Genomic DNA, 17909 nt, shown 5'->3' on the forward strand with positions numbered 1-17909 from the left:
CAGTTACAGCAATCGCCCCATAAGCGTGAGCAAGGCCTGGATATCCAGCGGCTTGGCCTGATATTCGGTCGCCCCGGCCTCGATACAACGTTCACGATCACCGGGCATGGCCTTGGCGGTCAAAGCGATGATCGGCAGGCTCTCGTACTCCGGCTGCGTACGAATACGGCGGATCGTTTCATACCCGTCCATACCGGGCATCATGATATCCATGAGCACGATCGATATCTGCGGATTCGCTGCCAGCTGGTCGAGCGCCTTGAAGCCGTCGCTGGCCATGAGCACCTTCAACCCCTTCTCGCGCAGCGCGCGCGACAGGGCGAAGGTGTTGCGCATGTCGTCGTCCACCAGCAGCGCAGTCTGGCCCACCAGATTGGGGGCCACCGAGGCCTGCTCGCCCGCCCCACCCTCGGCGACGCTCGGCGCGGTCGCGCTGGCGCGTTCACCCAGCTGATGGAAGAACAGCGAAACCTCGTCGAGCAGTCGCTCCTGGGCGCGCGATCCCTTGATGACGATACTGTCGGTATGGACCCGCAGCCGCCGGGTCTCTTCTTCCGACAGCTCGCGCGCCGAATACACCACCACCGGCGGCGCTTCGTCACGCTGAGCGATCTGCTCGAGCAGTTCGAAGCCACTGATGTCCGGCAGACTCAGGTCGAGCACGACACAGTCGAATTCCTCTGCATCCAGGCGTTCGATCGCCTCGGCGCCGTTGACCACGGACGTTATATGAACGCTTTCCGCGCGCAACAGATGTGAGATCGCGGTATGTGCATCGCGGTCGTCGTCGATGACGAGTACGCGCCGGGCCTGGCGGCCGCTGAGGACTTCGGCGCGTGCGAACAGCGTTTCCAGGTCGGCCTTGGACACAGGTTTTCGCAGATAACCCACCGCGCCGGCCTGTTTGGAGTAACCGGTATCATCGGACGCCGACACGATATGCACCGGAATGCTGCGGGTACGCTCGTTCGCCTTGAGCCGGTCCAGCACCGCCCAGCCGTCCAGACCGCCGGGCAGGCCTAGATCCAGCACGATGGCGTCGGGCAACTGCTGGCGCACCATATCCAGACCGCGCTCGCCGTTGGCGGCAATGCTGCTGTCGAAGCCGCGACTCTGCGCGGCCTGGGCGACGATGCGTGCGAAGGGTGCATCGTCGTCGATGATCAGCACATGCGGCCGGTCTGACGGCCTCTGCTGGCCGCTGGCCGGCGACTGCGCCAGTGGGGTCTGTTCGTCGATCCGTCGCGTGAGCGCCTTGTCGCTGACCTTGGGCGATATCTCGATATCGGCATCCAGCACGCGCCGTACGTAAACCGAGAACCGGCTGCCGGCGCCCAGCTCGCTTTCGACGCCGATTTCGCCGCCGAGCAGACGGGCGAGCTCGCGCGAGATGGAAAGCCCCAGCCCGGTGCCGCCATAAGTACGGCTGGTACCGGCATCCACCTGCTCGAAGGCCTGGAATATGTGTTCCAGACGGTTCTTCGGAATGCCGATGCCGTCATCGATGATATGGATCGCCAGGGCGTTCTCGGCGTCGAGCCCTTCGGTCCTGAATACGGTATCGGCCGCGGGCACCACGATTTCCACGCGAACCGTGCCCTGTTCGGTGAACTTGATCGCATTGCTCACCAGGTTGCGTATCACCTGATCGAGCTTGCCGGCATCGGTGACCAGCGTGTCCGGCACGCCCGCCCCCACGTGCACTTCGAAAGCAATGCCCTTGTTCTGGGCCACATGGGCAAAGTCGCGTTCGATCCGGCGCACGACGCCGTCCACCTCGGTGCGCTCCGGCGTGACCGCCATCTTGCCGGCTTCGATCTTGGACAGATCGAGGATATCGTTGATCAGGCTCAGCAGGCCGGTACCGGACTCGTGGATGATCGCCGCCGCCTCGGCCTCTTCCTCATCCAGATGGCCCGCGCTGTTGTCGGCCAGGCTGCGCGACAGAATGAGCAGGCTGTTGAGCGGCGTGCGCAGTTCGTGCGACATGTTGGCCAGGAAATCCGACTTGTACTGGCTGGTCCGCGCGAGCGCTTCGGCGCGGCGCTTGGTCTCCGAATGCAGCCGTGCCAGCTCCTGCTGCTGTTTGCGCATCGTCTCCTGGCGCTGGCGCAGCTCCTCGTTGGTGGCCTGCAGCTCGTCGGACTGAACCTTGAGCTCTTCCTCGGAGGCGCGCAGTTCCTCGGACTGGGCGTTGAGCTCCTCGCTTTGCATGCGCAGTTCGCTGTTGGCGTTCTTGAGCTCTTCCTGGCGGTCACGCAGGCGCTGCTCGGACTCCTTCAATGCCTCGGTCTGCGCACGGCTCTGTTCGAGCAACTCCACCGCGCGGCGCGTACGCGCCAGCGACAGCAGTCCCAGCCCAACGCTGGGCAACAGGGTACTCAAAAGCTCCTGCTGGGCTTCGGTCGGCGCCTTGAACATGCCCAGTTCGAGTACGCCCAGGATGCCCCCGCCAGCTCTGGCAGGCGCGATCAGCAACACCTCGGGGGTCAGCTCTCCGAGCCCGGAGCGTACGCTCAGATAGCTCTCCGGCACATCGGTGAGCACGATCTGCTCGCCGCTGGCGATGACCTGGCCGACGAGACCTTCGCCCTCTTCGAAGGTCTGGGCGACATCGCGGCTGTAGCCATAGCTCGCGGCCAGCGCGAACACGTCGTCGCGATCGCTGCCGGCCACCGGCGTGAACAGCGCCGCATAGCCCGCGCCGAACAGCGGCGCGAGTTCTTCGAGCAGCCGTTTGCCCACTTCCTGCTCGGACTTGCATTTCTGCAGGGCCACGGTGATGCGCGCCCGATGATCGCGAATCCAGGCCTGCGCGTCCTGTTCGATGATGATCTGGCGGAACTTCTCCAGCGCGTTGGCGACTTCGCCAATCTCATCCTTGCGTTCGCGAAAATGCACGTGCAGCGTACGTTCGCCCTCGGCCAGTCGGGTGGTCATCTTCGCGAGCACGCTCAGTGGCCGGGTCACGCGGCGAACGATGGCGCGAACCATGAACAGACCGATCAGCAGGCCGAACAGCAGCACGCCCACAAGCAGCCACCGGGCACGTTCCTGACGGTACTCGATCACGGCCACGCTGCGATCGAGCTCGTTCTGCACCTGGAAACGGAACTGGTTCAGATTCTGGCGCAGCGCATCGGTCAACTCGATGCCCGGCCCGCGGCTGAGATCCCGCCGTGCCTGGGCAAGGTCATCGGCGGCCACCTCGTCGATCACGGGAACGATCACGTCGGCATACCACTGCTGCTGGAGGCGTTCGATCGCGCTGAGCCGGCGCCGCTGGAGTGCGGATTCGTCGCTGTAGTCGTAAAGGCTGTCGAGCGCCGCCTCGAACTGGGCGGTCATTCGGTTGATGGTGTCCACGAACTGGCGATCGCCGGAAAGTGCATAGCCGCGCAGTGCGCTCTGGCTGCGGGTCACGGCTTCCTCGAGTTCGGCGGTACGCGTGAGCGTGCTCGATACGTCGTCGGACAGCGCTCGTGCCGAACGCACATTCTCGAAGGCGAAAAAGCTCACCGCGCAGGCCGTGCCGAACAGCAGGAGCAGGCATACGACAGAGCCGATCAGGCCTTGCCGTATCGACAGGCGGCGCCAGAAGGCATCGGAACTCTTGGCCAGTTTATCGGTATCAGGCATCAATGGATTAACTCGTACCCGGCGCGTACACGCCCTGGGGGAAACATGTCCTTGTCAGTGAATAGCGCACCGGTCGAAATCCAGCCGCACCGCGCCGCGATCCCGCCAGCGTGGCGCATAACGTGCCGGCATGCATGCCAGCGTCTCTAGACCGAAGCGACGCGGCGGCGCCGGGCTGTTTTCAAGATGGGCCTGCTCGGTTTCGGACAGGGCCGGAAAGAAGTTCATTCCAGTACGCGCCTCGATGGCGGCGATCGCAACCAGAAACTGAACCAGCGGCTCATCGCCCCGTACCGACTGCGGCACCATGAACGCCGTCGCCTGCCAGGCACCGTCTTTGTCGTGCGCAATCCAGATTCGGAAGAAAGCGACCGGCGGTTCGCTGCCACCGTCGCCCTTCGGGTCGTCGCCGAGCGCAACGCGCGCCGCGGGGACGGGCCCGAGCAGAACCCAGAGCGGGCCGTGCCGGGGCGCGATATCGTCGATCTCGATCTCCTCGAGGCGCTGCCATACCAGCTGATTCAACCGCGGGCGCTGCGGCACGATATTGCTGTAGTAAAAGCTCTGGCGCTGCGCGACTTGTCCGTAAAGCTGGCTCATTGCGTAGTTGGGTGCCAAGTGTCCGCGGTCATAGTCCGGCCCGTCGTATACATGCGTATCCGTGCTCTTTTGCAGCCGCGGGTCGTCGATAAACGGCGGCCTTGGGCGGTTCACGTAATCCGACACCGCCGTCAGACGATAGGCCACCCACGCCGCACGCCCAAGCGATTGGTCGTAGCCGATCACGAATCCATCGTTTTCGATAAGACGTATATTGCGATCAAGTGACTGCGGCAAACCGAGCTCTTCGGGCCATGACGGATGTGCCAGCGCAGCCGGCACGAGCATACCGCCAACCAGCCCGTAGAGTACGGCAAATGCGGGAACGATCGAATGCGCAAAGAGTCTATGGTTCCTGAAGAAATCGTGCAGTAGAAAACGGTTTATATGCATTGTTCAGGCAAAGATTTCTTTGCGAATAAAGCGTGATAGCCTCTCAACCATACTCAATTCGAGATCGATAAATGAACGCGGAACGCACTCTTCGAACTTCGCGCGCGCAGACAGCGCTGGCCACCAACAGCGTACTGCGCAATACCTACATGCTCCTGTCGCTGACGCTGCTGTTTTCGGCAGTGGTCGCGGGTACGGCAATGGCGCTCAACGCGCCGCATCCCGGGCTGATCATTACGCTGGTCGGTTATTTCGGTTTGCTGTTCGCGGTGGAAAAGACCAAGAACAGCGCCATGGGCCTGGTCAGCGTCTTCGCTCTAACCGGCTTCATGGGCTATACCATCGGCCCGATTCTCAATCTCTACATCAACAACTTCTCCAACGGCACCGAAATCGTCATGCTGGCGCTGGGCGGTACCGGCACGATCTTTCTGGGCATGTCCGCCTATGCGCTGGCTTCCGGCAAGCGCTTCAACCAGTGGGCCGGCATGCTGTTCATGGGCATCCTGGTCGCCTTCGTGATGAGCATCATCGCGGTGGTGTTCTCGATCCCGGCCCTGTCGATGGCGGTTTCCGCCCTGTTCGTGCTGCTGATGTCGGGCCTGATCGTCTATCAGACCGGCGAGATCGTTCACGGCGGCGAAACCAACTACATCACCGCGACCGTGACCCTGTTCGTGACCATCTACAACCTCTTCCTGAGCCTGCTGCAGCTGCTCGGCGTGTTCATGGGTGAGGAATAAGCGCACAAGCGCTTGAATAGTCGGGCCTGGCACGGCCTGCAAACCCGAAGCGGATTATCCGCTTCGGGTTTTTTTTGTCGTCGCCGCGGCGCGAAGCGCCGCGTTATTCGGGATCGGGGCGAAACCAGCCGAGCGTTTCGTTGAGTCGTACCACCTCGCCCACAATCAGCAGAGCCGGCCCCTCGATCGTCTCGCGGGCCACGCGTGCGGGCAGGTCAGCCAACGTGCCGACGACCAGCCGCTGGTGCACCGTCGTGCCTTCAATGACCAGCGCCGCCGGCCAGTCGTCAGCCAGCCCGTGTTCGCGCAGCGCTTCGCAAATAACCGGCAAACTCTTGACCGCCATGAAGAAAACGACCGTCTGGCCGGCACGCGCGAGCTGTGACCACGGCAGCTCGAGCTCACCCTGCTTGAGATGCCCGGTGACGAACGTCACCGACTGGGCATGGTCGCGGTGGGTCAGCGGGATGCCCGCATAGGCCGCACAGCCGCTCGCGGCCGTGATACCCGGCACGACCTGAAAAGGAACGCCCGCGTCGGCGAGCTGGGCGATCTCTTCGCCGCCACGACCGAATACGAAAGGGTCGCCGCCCTTCAGCCGCAGCACGCGCTTGCCTTCGCCGGCCAGCCGCACCATCAGCGCATTGATGTCTTCCTGGGGCAAGGTATGGCGCGAGGCCCGCTTGCCGACATGAATACGCTCGGCCTTCGGGTTGGCCAGCTCGACGATCGCAGCCGGTATGAGGCTGTCGAATAGAACGACGTCGGCGCGTTGCATGAGTCGCAGCGCGCGTGATGTCAGCAGATCCGGATCGCCCGGGCCTGCGCCCACGAGATAGGCCTCGCCCCGGGTGGGCACGGCCGGGCTGTCTTCGGCCAGCAGGTCGTCCAGCTCACGACGCGCTTCGGCCAGTCGGCCGGTAAACACCTTTTCGGCGACCGGCCCGTCCAGTACTCGCGACCAGAAACGGGCACGGTGATGTCGCGGCAGCTTTTGCTTGACCACGTCGCGAAAATCGGCCGCCAGCCCGGCGAGATCGCCATAGGCGCGCGGCAGCCAGGCATCAAGACGGCTACGAAGAATACGCGCGAGCGTTGGCGCCTGGCCGTCGCTGGAAACCGCGATCTGCAAAACGCCGCGGCGTACGACCGCCGGCACCAGGAAATCGGAGGCGCCCGCGTCGTCGGCCTGCTGAACCAGCGTCCCGGCGCGATGGCCGGCCGTGGCCACATCGGTATTGATCGCCGGTACGTCGGTACAGGCAAACACCAGCGCATGGCCCTCGACATCGGTCGGGTCGAAAACGCGCTCGAACAGACGAAGTCGGCCGGCGTCGGCCCAGTCACGTACCGCGCCCGCGACCGAGGGCGCAACCACGGTTACAGCCGCGCCGCTATCAAGCAGACGCTCGATGCGGCGTGTGGCCACGGCGCCGGCGCCGACGACGAGCACGCGGCGCCCGGCAAGACGTACGAATATCGGCAGACTGGAAACGTTGTTCGACAAAACAGTCAGACGGAAAAAACCTCAACCGGCCGAGGTGAGAGACACGACGCTATCAAACAGCATGCTCGCGCCAATCACCAGCAGCAGAACGGATATGATCGGGCGCAGCAGTCCATCGGGCAAGCGCGAACCCAGCCGCGTGCCCAGGTAAATGCCCGGCAGCGAACCCAGCAGCAGAAAGCCCAGCACGGGCAGATCGGTGGTGCCAAGGCTCAGATGGCCCATGCCGGCCACGAGGGTCAACGGCACGGCATGGGCGATATCGGTACCGACGATGCGTATCGCGGCCCGGCGCGGATACAGCAGCAGCAACAGCGTGGTGCCAAGCACGCCTGCGCCGACCGACGACAGGGTGACCAGTACGCCCAGCACCACCCCGCCCACGACCGTAATCGCCGGGCGCAGGGCCAACAGGCGCGGCGGCAGGCCGGACTCGCCCAGGTTTTCCTCACCGATCCGCGCCATGATGCGCTTGCGCACCAGGGTGAGAACGGCGGTGGCGATGATCGCCACGCACAGCGTGATGGTCATCAGATGCTCGACCCAGGGATCGAGCCCGACATAATGCAGCCAGAAGATGGTGAGCACGGCAGCCGGCAGACTGCCGCTGGCCATCAGCCCCACCACGGACCAATCCACGGTCTGCTGGCGGCCGTGCAGCCAGGTCCCGAAGCCCTTGGTGCCCGCGGCATACAACAGGTCGGTGCCCACTGCTGCGGACGGCGCAAAACCAAAGATCAGAATCAAAAGCGGCGTCATCAGGGAACCACCGCCGACACCGGTCACGCCGACGGCTACGCCGACCAGCAACCCGGCTAGGCTGAACGCAATCATCGTCTGCGCTACTCTCGGACCAAGCAAGAAAGCGCGCAGGCTATCAGGTGGCTGTCAAATCGGATAGAACTATATATTCATGCTTTAATAAGATAACGGCATAACGTGACCGACTCTTTCCAGCCATGAAATTGCGCCAGCTCGTCTATATCAACGAAGTCGCCAAGCGCCGGCTCAACATCACCGCCGCGGCCGAGGCGCTGCATACCTCCCAGCCCGGGGTGAGCAAGCAGATCCGCCTGCTGGAAGAAGAACTCGGCGTGCTCGTGTTCGAGCGCAACGGCAAACATCTGGATCGGATCACCCCCGCGGGCGCCCGTATTCTGGAAACCACGCGCCGTATTCTTTCCGAGGTGGAAAACATCACCCGTACGGCGAGCGAATTCGCCGATGCGGACCGGGGCTCGCTGTGCGTGGCCACCACCCATACCCAGGCCCGCTATGCCCTGCCGCCGGTGGTCGACACCTTTCGTCGCGAATACCCCCAGGTATCGCTGCATCTCAACCAAGGTGCGCCCCCGCAGATCGCCGGCTGGGCCGCCGCCGGGGATGCCGACTTCGCCATTGCCACCGAAGCGCTGGAGCATTACGACGAGCTGGTGATGCTGCCCTGCTACCACTGGAACCGCTGCGTGCTCGTGCCCCGCGATCATCCGCTGGCCGATACGCCCCGGCTGCAACTCACCCAGCTCGCCGAGCAGCCGATCGTGACCTACACCTTCGGTTTTACCGGCCGCTCGCATCTGGACGCCGCCTTCGAAGCCGAGGGCCGTACCCCCAATGTGGTGCTCACCGCCGTCGATGCGGACGTGATCAAGACCTATGTACGCCTCGGGCTCGGCGTGGGGGTAATCGCGAACATGGCCTACGACCCGGTCGCCGACGCCGATCTCGTACGCCTGGACGCCAGCCACCTGTTCGCGGCCAGCACCACCCATATCGGCTTTCGGCACAACCTGTTCCTGCGTGGCTACATGCGTCGTTTCATCGAGATCTTCGCACCGCACTTGACCAGCGCCGTCCTCGACGAGGCACTGGCCGAATATCCGGGTGCGCGCTACGACGCGCTGATCAAGCAGCTCTGGGCCGAACTGCCTGAGCTTTAGTCTTGCTGTTGTTTCTCACCTGATCGCGTGTCTTCGCGTTCATTCGCGAACAACCGGCCCGCTTGAACGAAGCCAACCGCGTTTGACACAAGCGTAAGACGAACGCGCCCTGTGGTCGGCGTCGTTCCGGCGGGCATGGCTTCATGCGACGGACTGCGTTATTCCAAAACCCGTCCGCAGATCGACGCAGATTCACGCCGATGAAAGGCGCGGCAGTCGGCGCACCCAAAATCGGGCAAGCGCAAACCCGGCGCTGCCAGGTCCCGCTCTGATCTGCGTTGATCCGTGTCGATCTGCGGACAATCGCCTTATCGCCGTGTCTTCGCGTTCATTCCCGAACAACCAACCCGCTTGAACGAAGCCGACTGAGTTTCAAATATGACCCAAGTGAGTCTTGAGTCGGACCACGCGCGCGCCCGCACCCGAAACCGGGTGGAAGCGCGCACGAGTGCTTTGACGGCTCAGGCTTCGATACGCGTCACGCCACCCATGAACGGCTGCAGCGCGGTGGGCACGTCCACACTGCCGTCTGCGTTCTGGTAGTTCTCGAGTACGGCCACGAGGGTGCGCCCGATCGCAAGCCCGGAACCGTTGAGCGTATGCAGCAGCACCGGCTTGCCGGTTTCCGGGTCGCGATAACGCGCGCCCATGCGCCGGGCCTGAAAATCCGTGCAGTTGCTGCAAGAGGAGATTTCACGATAAGTGTTCTGGCTCGGCAGCCAGACTTCCAGATCGTAGGTCTTGGCCGCGGCAAAGCCGATATCGCCGGTGCAAAGCGTCACCACCCGGTACGGCAGTTCAAGCCCCTGCAGAATGGACTCGGCGCTGGCGGTCAGCGCTTCCAGCGCCGCGGCCGATTCACTCGGTGCGACCACGTTGACCATTTCCACCTTTTCGAACTGGTGCTGACGAATCATGCCGCGCACGTCGCGCCCGGCCGCGCCCGCTTCGGCGCGAAAGCACGGCGAATGGGTGACGAACTTCAACGGCAGCCGATCGTGCTCGACGATCTCGTCGGCCACGATATTGGTCATCGGCACTTCGGCGGTGGGAATCAGGTAATAGTCCTCGGGCTCGGCCAGACGAAACAGATCGTCCCCGAACTTCGGCAGCTGCCCCGTGCCATACAGCGATTTGGAGTTGACGATGTAAGGCACGTTCAACTCGGTATAGCCGTTGGCGGTATGGGTGGCGAGCATGTAGGCGATCAACGCCCGGTGCAGCCGAGCCACGCCGCCCTGGAGCACGGTAAAGCGGGCGCCGGTGAGCTTGGCGGCCGTGGCTGCATCCAGGCCGTCGAGCATTTCACCGATCTCGACATGATCGCGCACTTCGAAATCGAAGGCGCGCGGTTCACCCCAGCGACGGGTTTCGACGTTGTCGTCCTCGCTTGCGCCCACCGGCACGTCGTCGGCGACGAGATTGGGCAGCCCAGCCCGGATGGCATCCTGTTCGTCCTGGATGGTTTCCAGTTCGGCCTTGGCCGCATCGAGCTGTTCGCCCAGATCGCCCACCTCGGCCTTGAGCGGTTCGATATCCTCGCCGGCAGCCTTGGCCTGGCCGATCGCCTTGGAACGACGGTTACGCTCACCCTGTAGTTCCTCGGTGCGCGTTTGCAGCGTCTTGCGGCGCGCATCGAGATCGGCATAGGCCGCGGCATCGAAATCGAAGCCGCGCTTCTTTAGTGCCGCCGCGACGGCCTGTGGATCGTTACGAAGCAGGCGGGGATCGAGCATAACGTCGTCGTCATTGGATTTGCGCGGCATTATATGGGGCACGGCCGGCGGCTGCAGCCTGACAGTCGCCCGCTGCCAGCTGCGTGGGCCACCGTAGCCCGAACCGATCCGAATAGAGACGGCCGCCAGCGGCCGCGGGGGAATTCGTCATCATAAGTGCCTGGATACTGGTCGTAAGCTCGATCGTCTATATCGGCATCCTGTTCGTGATCGCCCATTGGGGCGATCGCCGCGGGCGCGCGAACAAGCGCCCCGGCCCGCGTCCGGTGGTCTATGCGCTGTCACTGGCGGTTTACTGCACCTCGTGGACGTTCTTCGGCAACGTCGGCAGTGCAGCAACGCGGGGCTGGACCTATTTGCCCATCTATGTCGGGCCGATGTTCGCGCTGCTGGTGTTGTCGCCGATCCTGCGCAAGATGCTGCTCATCGCCAAGCAGCAGAATACGACGTCGATCGCCGACTTCATCGCCGCGCGCTATGGCAAGTCGCAGGGGCTGGCGGCCCTGGTGTCGGGCATCGCCCTGTTCGTGGTGTTGCCCTATATCGCGCTGCAGCTCAAGGCGCTGACCATGTCGTTCTATACCCTCACGCAGGGCGCCGAGGTAGCCAACGCCGACACCAAGCCGCATATGCCCTGGGTGGACACCGGGCTGTATGTGGCGGTGCTGATGGCGGTGTTCACCATCTTCTTCGGCACACGCCACGTGAACCCGCGCGAGTCGCATCAGGGCCTGATCCTGGCAATCGCCTTCGAGTCGGTCGTCAAACTGGCGGCCTTTCTGTTCGTCGGCCTGTTCGTGGTCTACGGCATGTTCAACGGTCTGGGTGACCTGTTCGCCCAGGCCGGCGAAGTCGACAAGTTCAACCAGCTGTTCGACGCCCCGCTGCTGGATGCACGCTTTGTCACCACCTGCATCCTCGCGGTTGGCGCCACGCTGTGCCTGCCGCGCCAGTTCCACGTGGGCGTGGTAGAAAACACCGATACGCGCGACCTGAACACGGCACGCTGGCTGTTCCCGCTGTATCTGCTGCTGATGTCGCTGTTCGTGATACCGCTGGCCGCTGCCGGGCTGGTGCTGTTCGAGCCGGGCCAGGTCAATCCCGACCGTTTCGTGCTCGCCCTGCCGCTGTCGGCCGACGCCCCCGGCGTAGCCCTGGCCGCCTATATCGGCGGCGTGTCGGCGGGCACCAGCATGGTCATCATGGCCACGGTGACGCTGGCCACCATGCTCTGCAACGAAGTCGTGGTCCCGCTCATCCTGCGTATTCCACGGTTGGGCTTCATCGGCCGGCGCGATATCGGCAACGCCCTGCTGCATATCCGGCGCGGGCTGATCGTGCTGATTCTGTTTCTCGCCTGGTGCTGCTACCGGCTGTTCGGTACTTCGGAGGCCCTGGCCTCGATCGGGCTGCTCTCGTTTGCCGGTGTGGCCCTGTTTCTGCCGCCGCTGATTGGCGGGCTCTATATTCGTGCGATTGGCCGGCGCGGCGTGGTCGCCGGGCTTGCCGCCGGCCTGGGTGTGTGGGTCTATACGCTGGTTCTACCCAATCTCGCCGCGGTGGGCTGGTTCGACGCCGGCTGGGTTACAACCGGGCCTTTTCATATCAGCTGGCTTACGCCGCAGGCGCTGTTCGGCTACGACTTCGGCGATACGCTCACCCACGGCGTGTTCTGGATCCTGCTGGTCGATATCGTCGTGATGGCGGGCGTATCGCTCAACAGCTCGACCAGCCTGATCGAACGCGCCCAGGCAACCGCCTTCGTCGACCTCGGCCTGCGGCGCGCCCAGCGTCGGCGCACCGAAACCCGCCAGCCCGCGATCCGCGTCGCCGAACTCGAAGTACTGCTCCAACGCTTTCTTGGCGTGCAGGCTGCCCATGCCGCCCTCAACGAGTATGCCGGCAATCACGATCGCGAGATTCTGTCGAATCAGCTGGTCGATGCGCATTTGTTGCAGTTCGCCGAGCGCCGGCTCGCCGGCGTGGTGGGCAGTGCGTCGGCGCGGCTGATGCTCGCCTCCGGACTGCGCCAGCGCGATCTGGCGATCGAAGACATGGTGCGCCTGATCGACCGCACCGCCGACGCGGTTCAGTTCAATCGCAGCGTGTTGCAGGCCGCGCTGGAGAATATCGATCAGGGCATTTCCGTGATCGATCAGGATCTGCGTCTGGTCGCCTGGAATACCCGCTATCTGGAGCTGTTCGAATATCCGCCCGGACTGGTACGCACCGGCCGGCCGGTGGCCGATCTGATCCGGTTCAACGCCATGCGCGGCGAATGCGGCCCCGGCCCGGTCGAAGAGCATGTCCGTAAGCGCCTGGCCCATATGCGCGAGGGCCGAGCGCATCGCTTCGAACGGCATCGGCATAACGACACCGTGCTGCAAATGACCGGCAGCCCCATGCCCGGCGGCGGTTTCGTGACCACCTTCAACGACATTACCGCCTTCAAGCGCACGGAAGCGGCCCTGACCCGCGCCAACGAGCAGCTCGAGGCCCGGGTGGCCGAACGAACCGCGGCGCTAAGCCGGGCCAACGAAGGCCTGCGCCGCGAGAACGATCAACGCGCCGCCGCCCAGCAGGCCGCCCAGCAGGCACGCCGCGACGCCGAACGGGCCAACCTGAGCAAGACTCGCTTTCTGGCGGCGGCCAGCCATGATCTTCTGCAGCCGCTCAATGCCGCCCGTCTGTTCGCGGCCACTGCCCGCGAACGCGGCCATGCCGACCAGAGCGAGGCGTTGACGCATATCCAGACCTCGCTGGAGGCCGCCCAGGCCCTGCTCGAGCCGCTGCTGGATATCTCCAAGATCGATGCCGGGGCCTGGGACGTCAGCCCCAGCGCCTTCCCGCTCGCACGCGTGCTCGAACCACTCACCGCCGAGTTCTCCGTACTGGCACAGGAGGCCGGCCTGGCATTGCACAGCGTGACGTCGAACTGCTGGGTGCGCTCCGACCCCGCCCTGCTACGCCGTATTCTGCAGAACTTTCTGTCCAACGCCGTGCGCTATACGCCGCAGGGGCGCGTGCTGCTGGGCGTGCGCCGCAGCAAAGACCGGGTACGTATCCAGGTCTGGGATACGGGCCCTGGCATTGCCGAAGAACAGCTGGGCACGATCTTCGAAGAATTCTCGCGCGGTGCATCGACAGCGGTCTCCGGCGATCGCGGCCTGGGGCTGGGCCTGTCGCTGGCCGATCGTATGGCACGCCTGCTTGGCCATCGTATCGAGGTGCGCTCGCAAGTCGGCCACGGCACGCTGTTCTGCCTGGAGGTTGAACGCGTCGCAGCCGGTGAGGATACGGCAAGCCAAAGCCGCGTACTCAATCCCGCCGACGAGGTCCAGGCACTCGCCGGCTGCCAGATTCTGTGCGTGGACGACGACAACGCGTCGCTCGATGCCCTCACCGGCCTGCTTGAACGCTGGCAGACCGAATGCATGACCGCACCGGCCGAGGATGCCCCCGAGGTGGTCGCCGATCTGGATATCGAGATCGCTGTGCTGGATTACGACCTGGGCCGCGACAAGCCGAACGGTCTTGAGCTGGCCGCGCGCCTGCTCGAAATACGGGATCTGCGCTGTCTTCTGATTACCGCCAATCGCGACCGTGCGATCGTCGAGCGCGCTCGCAAGATGGGCGTCAGTGTGCTCTACAAGCCGCTCGAACCGGCCAAGCTGCGGGCGACGCTTGCCACGCTCGCCCGCGCTTGACCGCGGCGCTCAGGATTCGCTGTTGCTCGGCGCGCCCGGCGTGCTGCGACCGTAGCTGGCCCAGTCGATTTCCAGGCTGCGCGCGGCGATCACCGCCTGGGTGCGCGTATGCACACCGAGCTTGCGCAGAATCGCGGTGATATGCGCCTTGACCGTCGCCTCGGAAATATCCAGATCGATCGCGATCTGCTTGTTGAGCAGCCCGTCGGTGAGCATGACCAGCACCCGCTGTTGCTGCGGGGTCAGAAGCGCCAGCTTGTCGGTGAATTCGTTATCGCTGTTGGGCGCTTCGTCGACGGCCTCGGGCGCCCAGCGGTCCCCGGCGAGCACCGTATCGATGGCATGGGCCATGGTTTCGGGTGGCGCCGACTTCGGAATGAAGCCGGCGGCGCCGTGATCGAGCGCGGCGCGAGCCACGCCGGCATCCTCGTAGGCCGACACCACGATCACCGGCAGCGCTGGCGCCACGCTGCGTGCGTGCACCAGCGCCGAATAACCACGCGCACCGGGCATGTTCAGATCGAGCAGCAGCAGATCCAGATCGGTATTGCGCTTGAGCATGTCGCTGAGTTCGTCGAAAGAACCCACCGTTTCGAGCGCCGGTGAGTCCAGGCATTGCTTGACCGCCTGGCTCAGCGCGGAACGAAACAACGGATGGTCATCTGCAATTAGAACTTTCATCGCGCCTCGGAAAAAGTAGGCCGCCGTAACCCGTACGGGGCGGCGACTGTCGATTCCGTGATCATAAACGACATGCCGCGTTCATACCTATGCCGTGTCGCGCCCGTTAAGCGGCGCCTGCGGGCGCTTATCGCGGCCGGCAAGGCTTTGGCCGCGGGTTCGCCGGCCGCAGGAAAATATGTCTTTTCAGACGTTGGGCCGGGATTGGCGGGTTTTCTGCGTTTGATCTCGCAATGTCACCGCACTCGCCGTACGATTGTGGGCAATAGAGTTTCCCTTTAGCTAGCCGCCATGCCGCACCGTCATCTTGTTTTCGACGTCAACGAAACCCTGCTTGATCTGGCGCCCCTGGATCCCGTCTTCGAGTCGCTGTTCGGCGACGCCGACGCGCGCAAGCGCTGGTTCGCAAGCCTGCTCCACTGGTCCACGGTCACGACGCTGACGGGCGAATATCGGGATTTCAGCCAGCTCGCCGATGCCTGCCTCGATGCCATGGCCGGCTCGGAAGAATTATCGAACGATGCCAAGCAGCAGGTATTCGACACCATCGCTCAACTCACGCCCCATCCGGAAGTACCGGATGCCCTGGCGATGCTTCGCGAGCACGGCTTCAAACTCGTCGCCCTGACCAATTCCGCCCAGAAAACCGTGGATCAACAGTTTGCGAACGCGGGCCTCGCGCCGTTGTTCGACCATGTGCTGTCAGTCGACCACGCACGCAAGTACAAGCCGCATCCCGCCGCCTATGCGGTTGCCGCAAACGCGCTGGACTGCGATCTATTCTCCCTGCGCCTGATCGCGGCGCACGACTGGGATATAACCGGCGCCATACGTGCCGGCTGCGCAGGCGCGTTCGTCGCCCGCAATGGCGAAACCGTCAACCCGGTGGGCGAAGCCCCGGATATCCTCGGCTCGGATTTGGGCGAAGTCGCCCAGCGTATCGTCGAGCAGGACAAGCTATGAGTCCGGTACGCGCTGGCCAGGCCTCGGCGAGCGAGTAAGGCGATCCGAGCGGCGGCGGCCGGGCGAGCCGCACTCCCGGCGGGCAAACGGCGTCGCCGCGAACCTGCCTGCCAGCCGCCTGGCGCGTAGTCCTGTTTGCGGCCGAGTTCGTGCGTCAATGCGCCCCGTCGTCGCTAACGAAACATTTCCATCTGCTGATGCGCGGTGGCCACGGATTGCCAAAAGGCCGTCATGAAGGTCTCGGCATCGATATCCATGGCCTGCAGTTCGTCCCACGGCACTGTCTCGAGCTCGCCGCGTTCATGCGCGAGCGTTGCATCCAGAATGACGCCAAGCGGGCCCTGCCGTTCGAGCAATGCCGAGACGATCTTGCTATCGAAAGGCGCCTGCGCCAGCACGTCGGCCAGCGGGCGATCCGTGAATGCGTCGAGACACGACAACAGCCCGATCATGAACCCCATCGGGCCTTCGCAAGAGGCCCGCTGCTCGCACAGGGTCTGGCAAATATAGCTGCGGCTGATGGCAATGTATTGCAGGGCCAGCGGTTTACGCTGCAGGCCGGACAGGGCCAGCAGGCTTGCAAAGGCGCGTAGCCGGTTCAAACCCAGGGCAAGGATCGCGCGGTCGAGCGACGTGATCTCACGGGCCAGGCCGAACAGCGAAGAATTGACCAGCTTGAGCACCCGCAGGCTCAGATACGGATCCTCGCTCACGGTCCGTCCGATTTCGTCGATGCCGGCATCGGGATCGTTCAGCCGCGCGAGCAGCTCCAGGATTCGAACCTGCGCGGCCGGTAGCGGCCGGCCGCAGACGGGCTCGGGGCGCGCAAGGAAGTACCCCTGGAACAGATCGCAGCCCAGATCGCGGCAACGGGCGAAACCCTCGTGGGTTTCGAGTTTTTCGGCGAGGAGCGTGATCTCGGGGTACTGCGCTCGCAGCGCATCGACCGCCTGCGCGAGGGTTGTCTCCGAATAGGCCGGGTATTCAAGCTTGACGATGTCGGCATACGGCAACAGCGGATGGTCGGCGTTCGGCCGGGCGTAGTCGTCGAGGGCGATCTTGAAGCCCATACCGCGCAGATTTTCGAGTGCGGCGAACACGGCGGGTGTGGCCGCCACGCTTTCCAGAACTTCCACCACGAGAAACGCGGGGTCGAATGGCAGATCCTCGATGATCGTCTGCTCGGTGAAGTTCACGAACGCCGGATTGCCCTCGCAGACGACTTCGATATCGGCCTCCGAAAAGGCGTTGACCAGAACGCTGCGCGTCGCCGCCTCGCCGTCGAAAACGGCGGGCGCATTCGCCGCATTCGCGCTCTGACGAAACAGCAGTTCAAACCCGCGTCGCGTCGCATCACGGTCGTAAATGGGCTGGCGGGCAAAAAGAATATCGGAGGTTTGAGTGCTTTGTGCCGACATTAAACGCAATCCTTGATACTCAGAGGCTATAGATACGTCGTATCGACGCCGCTGGACGATGCTTTGCATAACCCCGAGCGGCCCGCGTGGCTGACCCGCTCCCAGGCGGGTAAACCGCTGGCGACTGGGTTTTGCGAAGTAACTTGCGCCCGAACAACGACGTACGTTTGCTCTGTTATCGGCCAATCCGAAAATTTATCGAGTCGCTTTCTACCCGGTCGGCTGGACCCTGTGTTGCAGCCGGTCTCAAGCGAGATAACGGAATGACCGAACGCGGAAGACAGCGCTCGCAACGCCTACGGACGGCAGGTCTGCGTGTCGGGTTTTGGATTTCTGGCGCGTGCTCGCGTATCGGTCATTGCCGAACCACGCGCCGCGCAGCGTGACGGTGTTCAAGCGAGAGCCAAGGCTGCGATAGCCCGACGCCGGGCTTGAGCTTGGCGCCGCTGGGTACCGCCGGCCACGGGCCAGTGTCTTTTGCGGCCGGAGGTGAAACCGGGGCGGGGGCAATCGTCATCGGCGGTTTGGCAGGTTCACGAGCGTCTGCATCCGCGCCGGGCAGTACGGGTTGCCGCGTTGACG

At 63.9% G+C, this 17909-nt stretch carries 11 protein-coding genes; 4 read left to right on the top strand and 7 right to left on the bottom strand.

The annotated features are described in order from the left end of the window. Positions 1-3: 3 nt before the first annotated feature. Both CMN27_RS07855 and CMN27_RS07860 read right to left on the bottom strand, forming a co-directional pair. Positions 4-3639, bottom strand: a complete 3636-nt coding sequence (locus CMN27_RS07855; protein ID WP_293625390.1) for a response regulator — start codon at positions 3637-3639, stop codon at positions 4-6. A 54-nt stretch (positions 3640-3693) separates the two neighbouring features. After that, positions 3694-4632 (bottom strand): DNA/RNA non-specific endonuclease, encoded by a 939-nt coding sequence (locus tag CMN27_RS07860; RefSeq protein WP_366515421.1) that lies wholly within the window; start codon positions 4630-4632, stop codon positions 3694-3696. 71 nt (positions 4633-4703) lie between these two features. Between CMN27_RS07860 and CMN27_RS07865 the strand changes: the two genes are divergently transcribed. After that, positions 4704-5375, top strand: coding sequence for a Bax inhibitor-1/YccA family protein (locus CMN27_RS07865; RefSeq protein WP_293625394.1), 672 nt, complete (start codon positions 4704-4706; stop codon positions 5373-5375). A 103-nt stretch (positions 5376-5478) separates the two neighbouring features. On the opposite strand, the gene cysG is transcribed toward CMN27_RS07865, so the two are convergent. Further along, complete coding sequence (gene cysG / locus CMN27_RS07870; RefSeq protein ID WP_293625396.1) at positions 5479-6882, bottom strand: siroheme synthase CysG; 1404 nt, start codon at positions 6880-6882, stop codon at positions 5479-5481. Positions 6883-6903: 21 nt separating this feature from the next. Continuing rightward, on the bottom strand, positions 6904-7716 hold the full coding sequence (locus CMN27_RS07875) for a sulfite exporter TauE/SafE family protein (RefSeq protein ID WP_293625398.1): 813 nt from the start codon (positions 7714-7716) through the stop codon (positions 6904-6906). 125 nt (positions 7717-7841) lie between these two features. On the opposite strand from CMN27_RS07875, the gene cysB reads away from it, so the two are divergent. Beyond that, a complete protein-coding gene (cysB, locus tag CMN27_RS07880; RefSeq protein WP_293625400.1) occupies positions 7842-8822 on the top strand; it encodes an HTH-type transcriptional regulator CysB in 981 nt (326 codons plus the stop codon). A 461-nt stretch (positions 8823-9283) separates the two neighbouring features. Here the strand turns inward: cysB and serS are convergent, their stop codons facing one another. After that, a complete protein-coding gene (gene serS / locus CMN27_RS07885) occupies positions 9284-10558 on the bottom strand; it encodes a serine--tRNA ligase (protein ID WP_293625402.1) in 1275 nt (424 codons plus the stop codon). A gap of 206 nt (positions 10559-10764) precedes the next feature. On the opposite strand from serS, the gene CMN27_RS07890 reads away from it, so the two are divergent. After that, the gene (locus CMN27_RS07890; RefSeq protein WP_293625404.1) at positions 10765-14265 is read left to right on the top strand and encodes a PAS domain-containing hybrid sensor histidine kinase/response regulator; all 3501 of its coding nucleotides are present in this window, start codon (positions 10765-10767) and stop codon (positions 14263-14265) included. Between the two features lie 9 nt (positions 14266-14274). Here CMN27_RS07890 and CMN27_RS07895 read toward each other — a convergent pair whose 3' ends face one another. Next, positions 14275-14946, bottom strand: a complete 672-nt coding sequence (locus CMN27_RS07895) for a response regulator transcription factor (RefSeq protein WP_293625406.1) — start codon at positions 14944-14946, stop codon at positions 14275-14277. Between the two features lie 291 nt (positions 14947-15237). Between CMN27_RS07895 and CMN27_RS07900 the strand changes: the two genes are divergently transcribed. Beyond that, complete coding sequence (locus CMN27_RS07900) at positions 15238-15909, top strand: haloacid dehalogenase type II (RefSeq protein ID WP_293625408.1); 672 nt, start codon at positions 15238-15240, stop codon at positions 15907-15909. A gap of 173 nt (positions 15910-16082) precedes the next feature. Here CMN27_RS07900 and CMN27_RS07905 read toward each other — a convergent pair whose 3' ends face one another. Further along, positions 16083-17327, bottom strand: a complete 1245-nt coding sequence (locus tag CMN27_RS07905; RefSeq protein WP_293625410.1) for an HDOD domain-containing protein — start codon at positions 17325-17327, stop codon at positions 16083-16085. Positions 17328-17909: the final 582 nt, after the last annotated feature.

The sequence above is a fragment of the Salinisphaera sp. genome (assembly GCF_002729955.1).
Taxonomy (GTDB): domain Bacteria; phylum Pseudomonadota; class Gammaproteobacteria; order Nevskiales; family Salinisphaeraceae; genus Salinisphaera.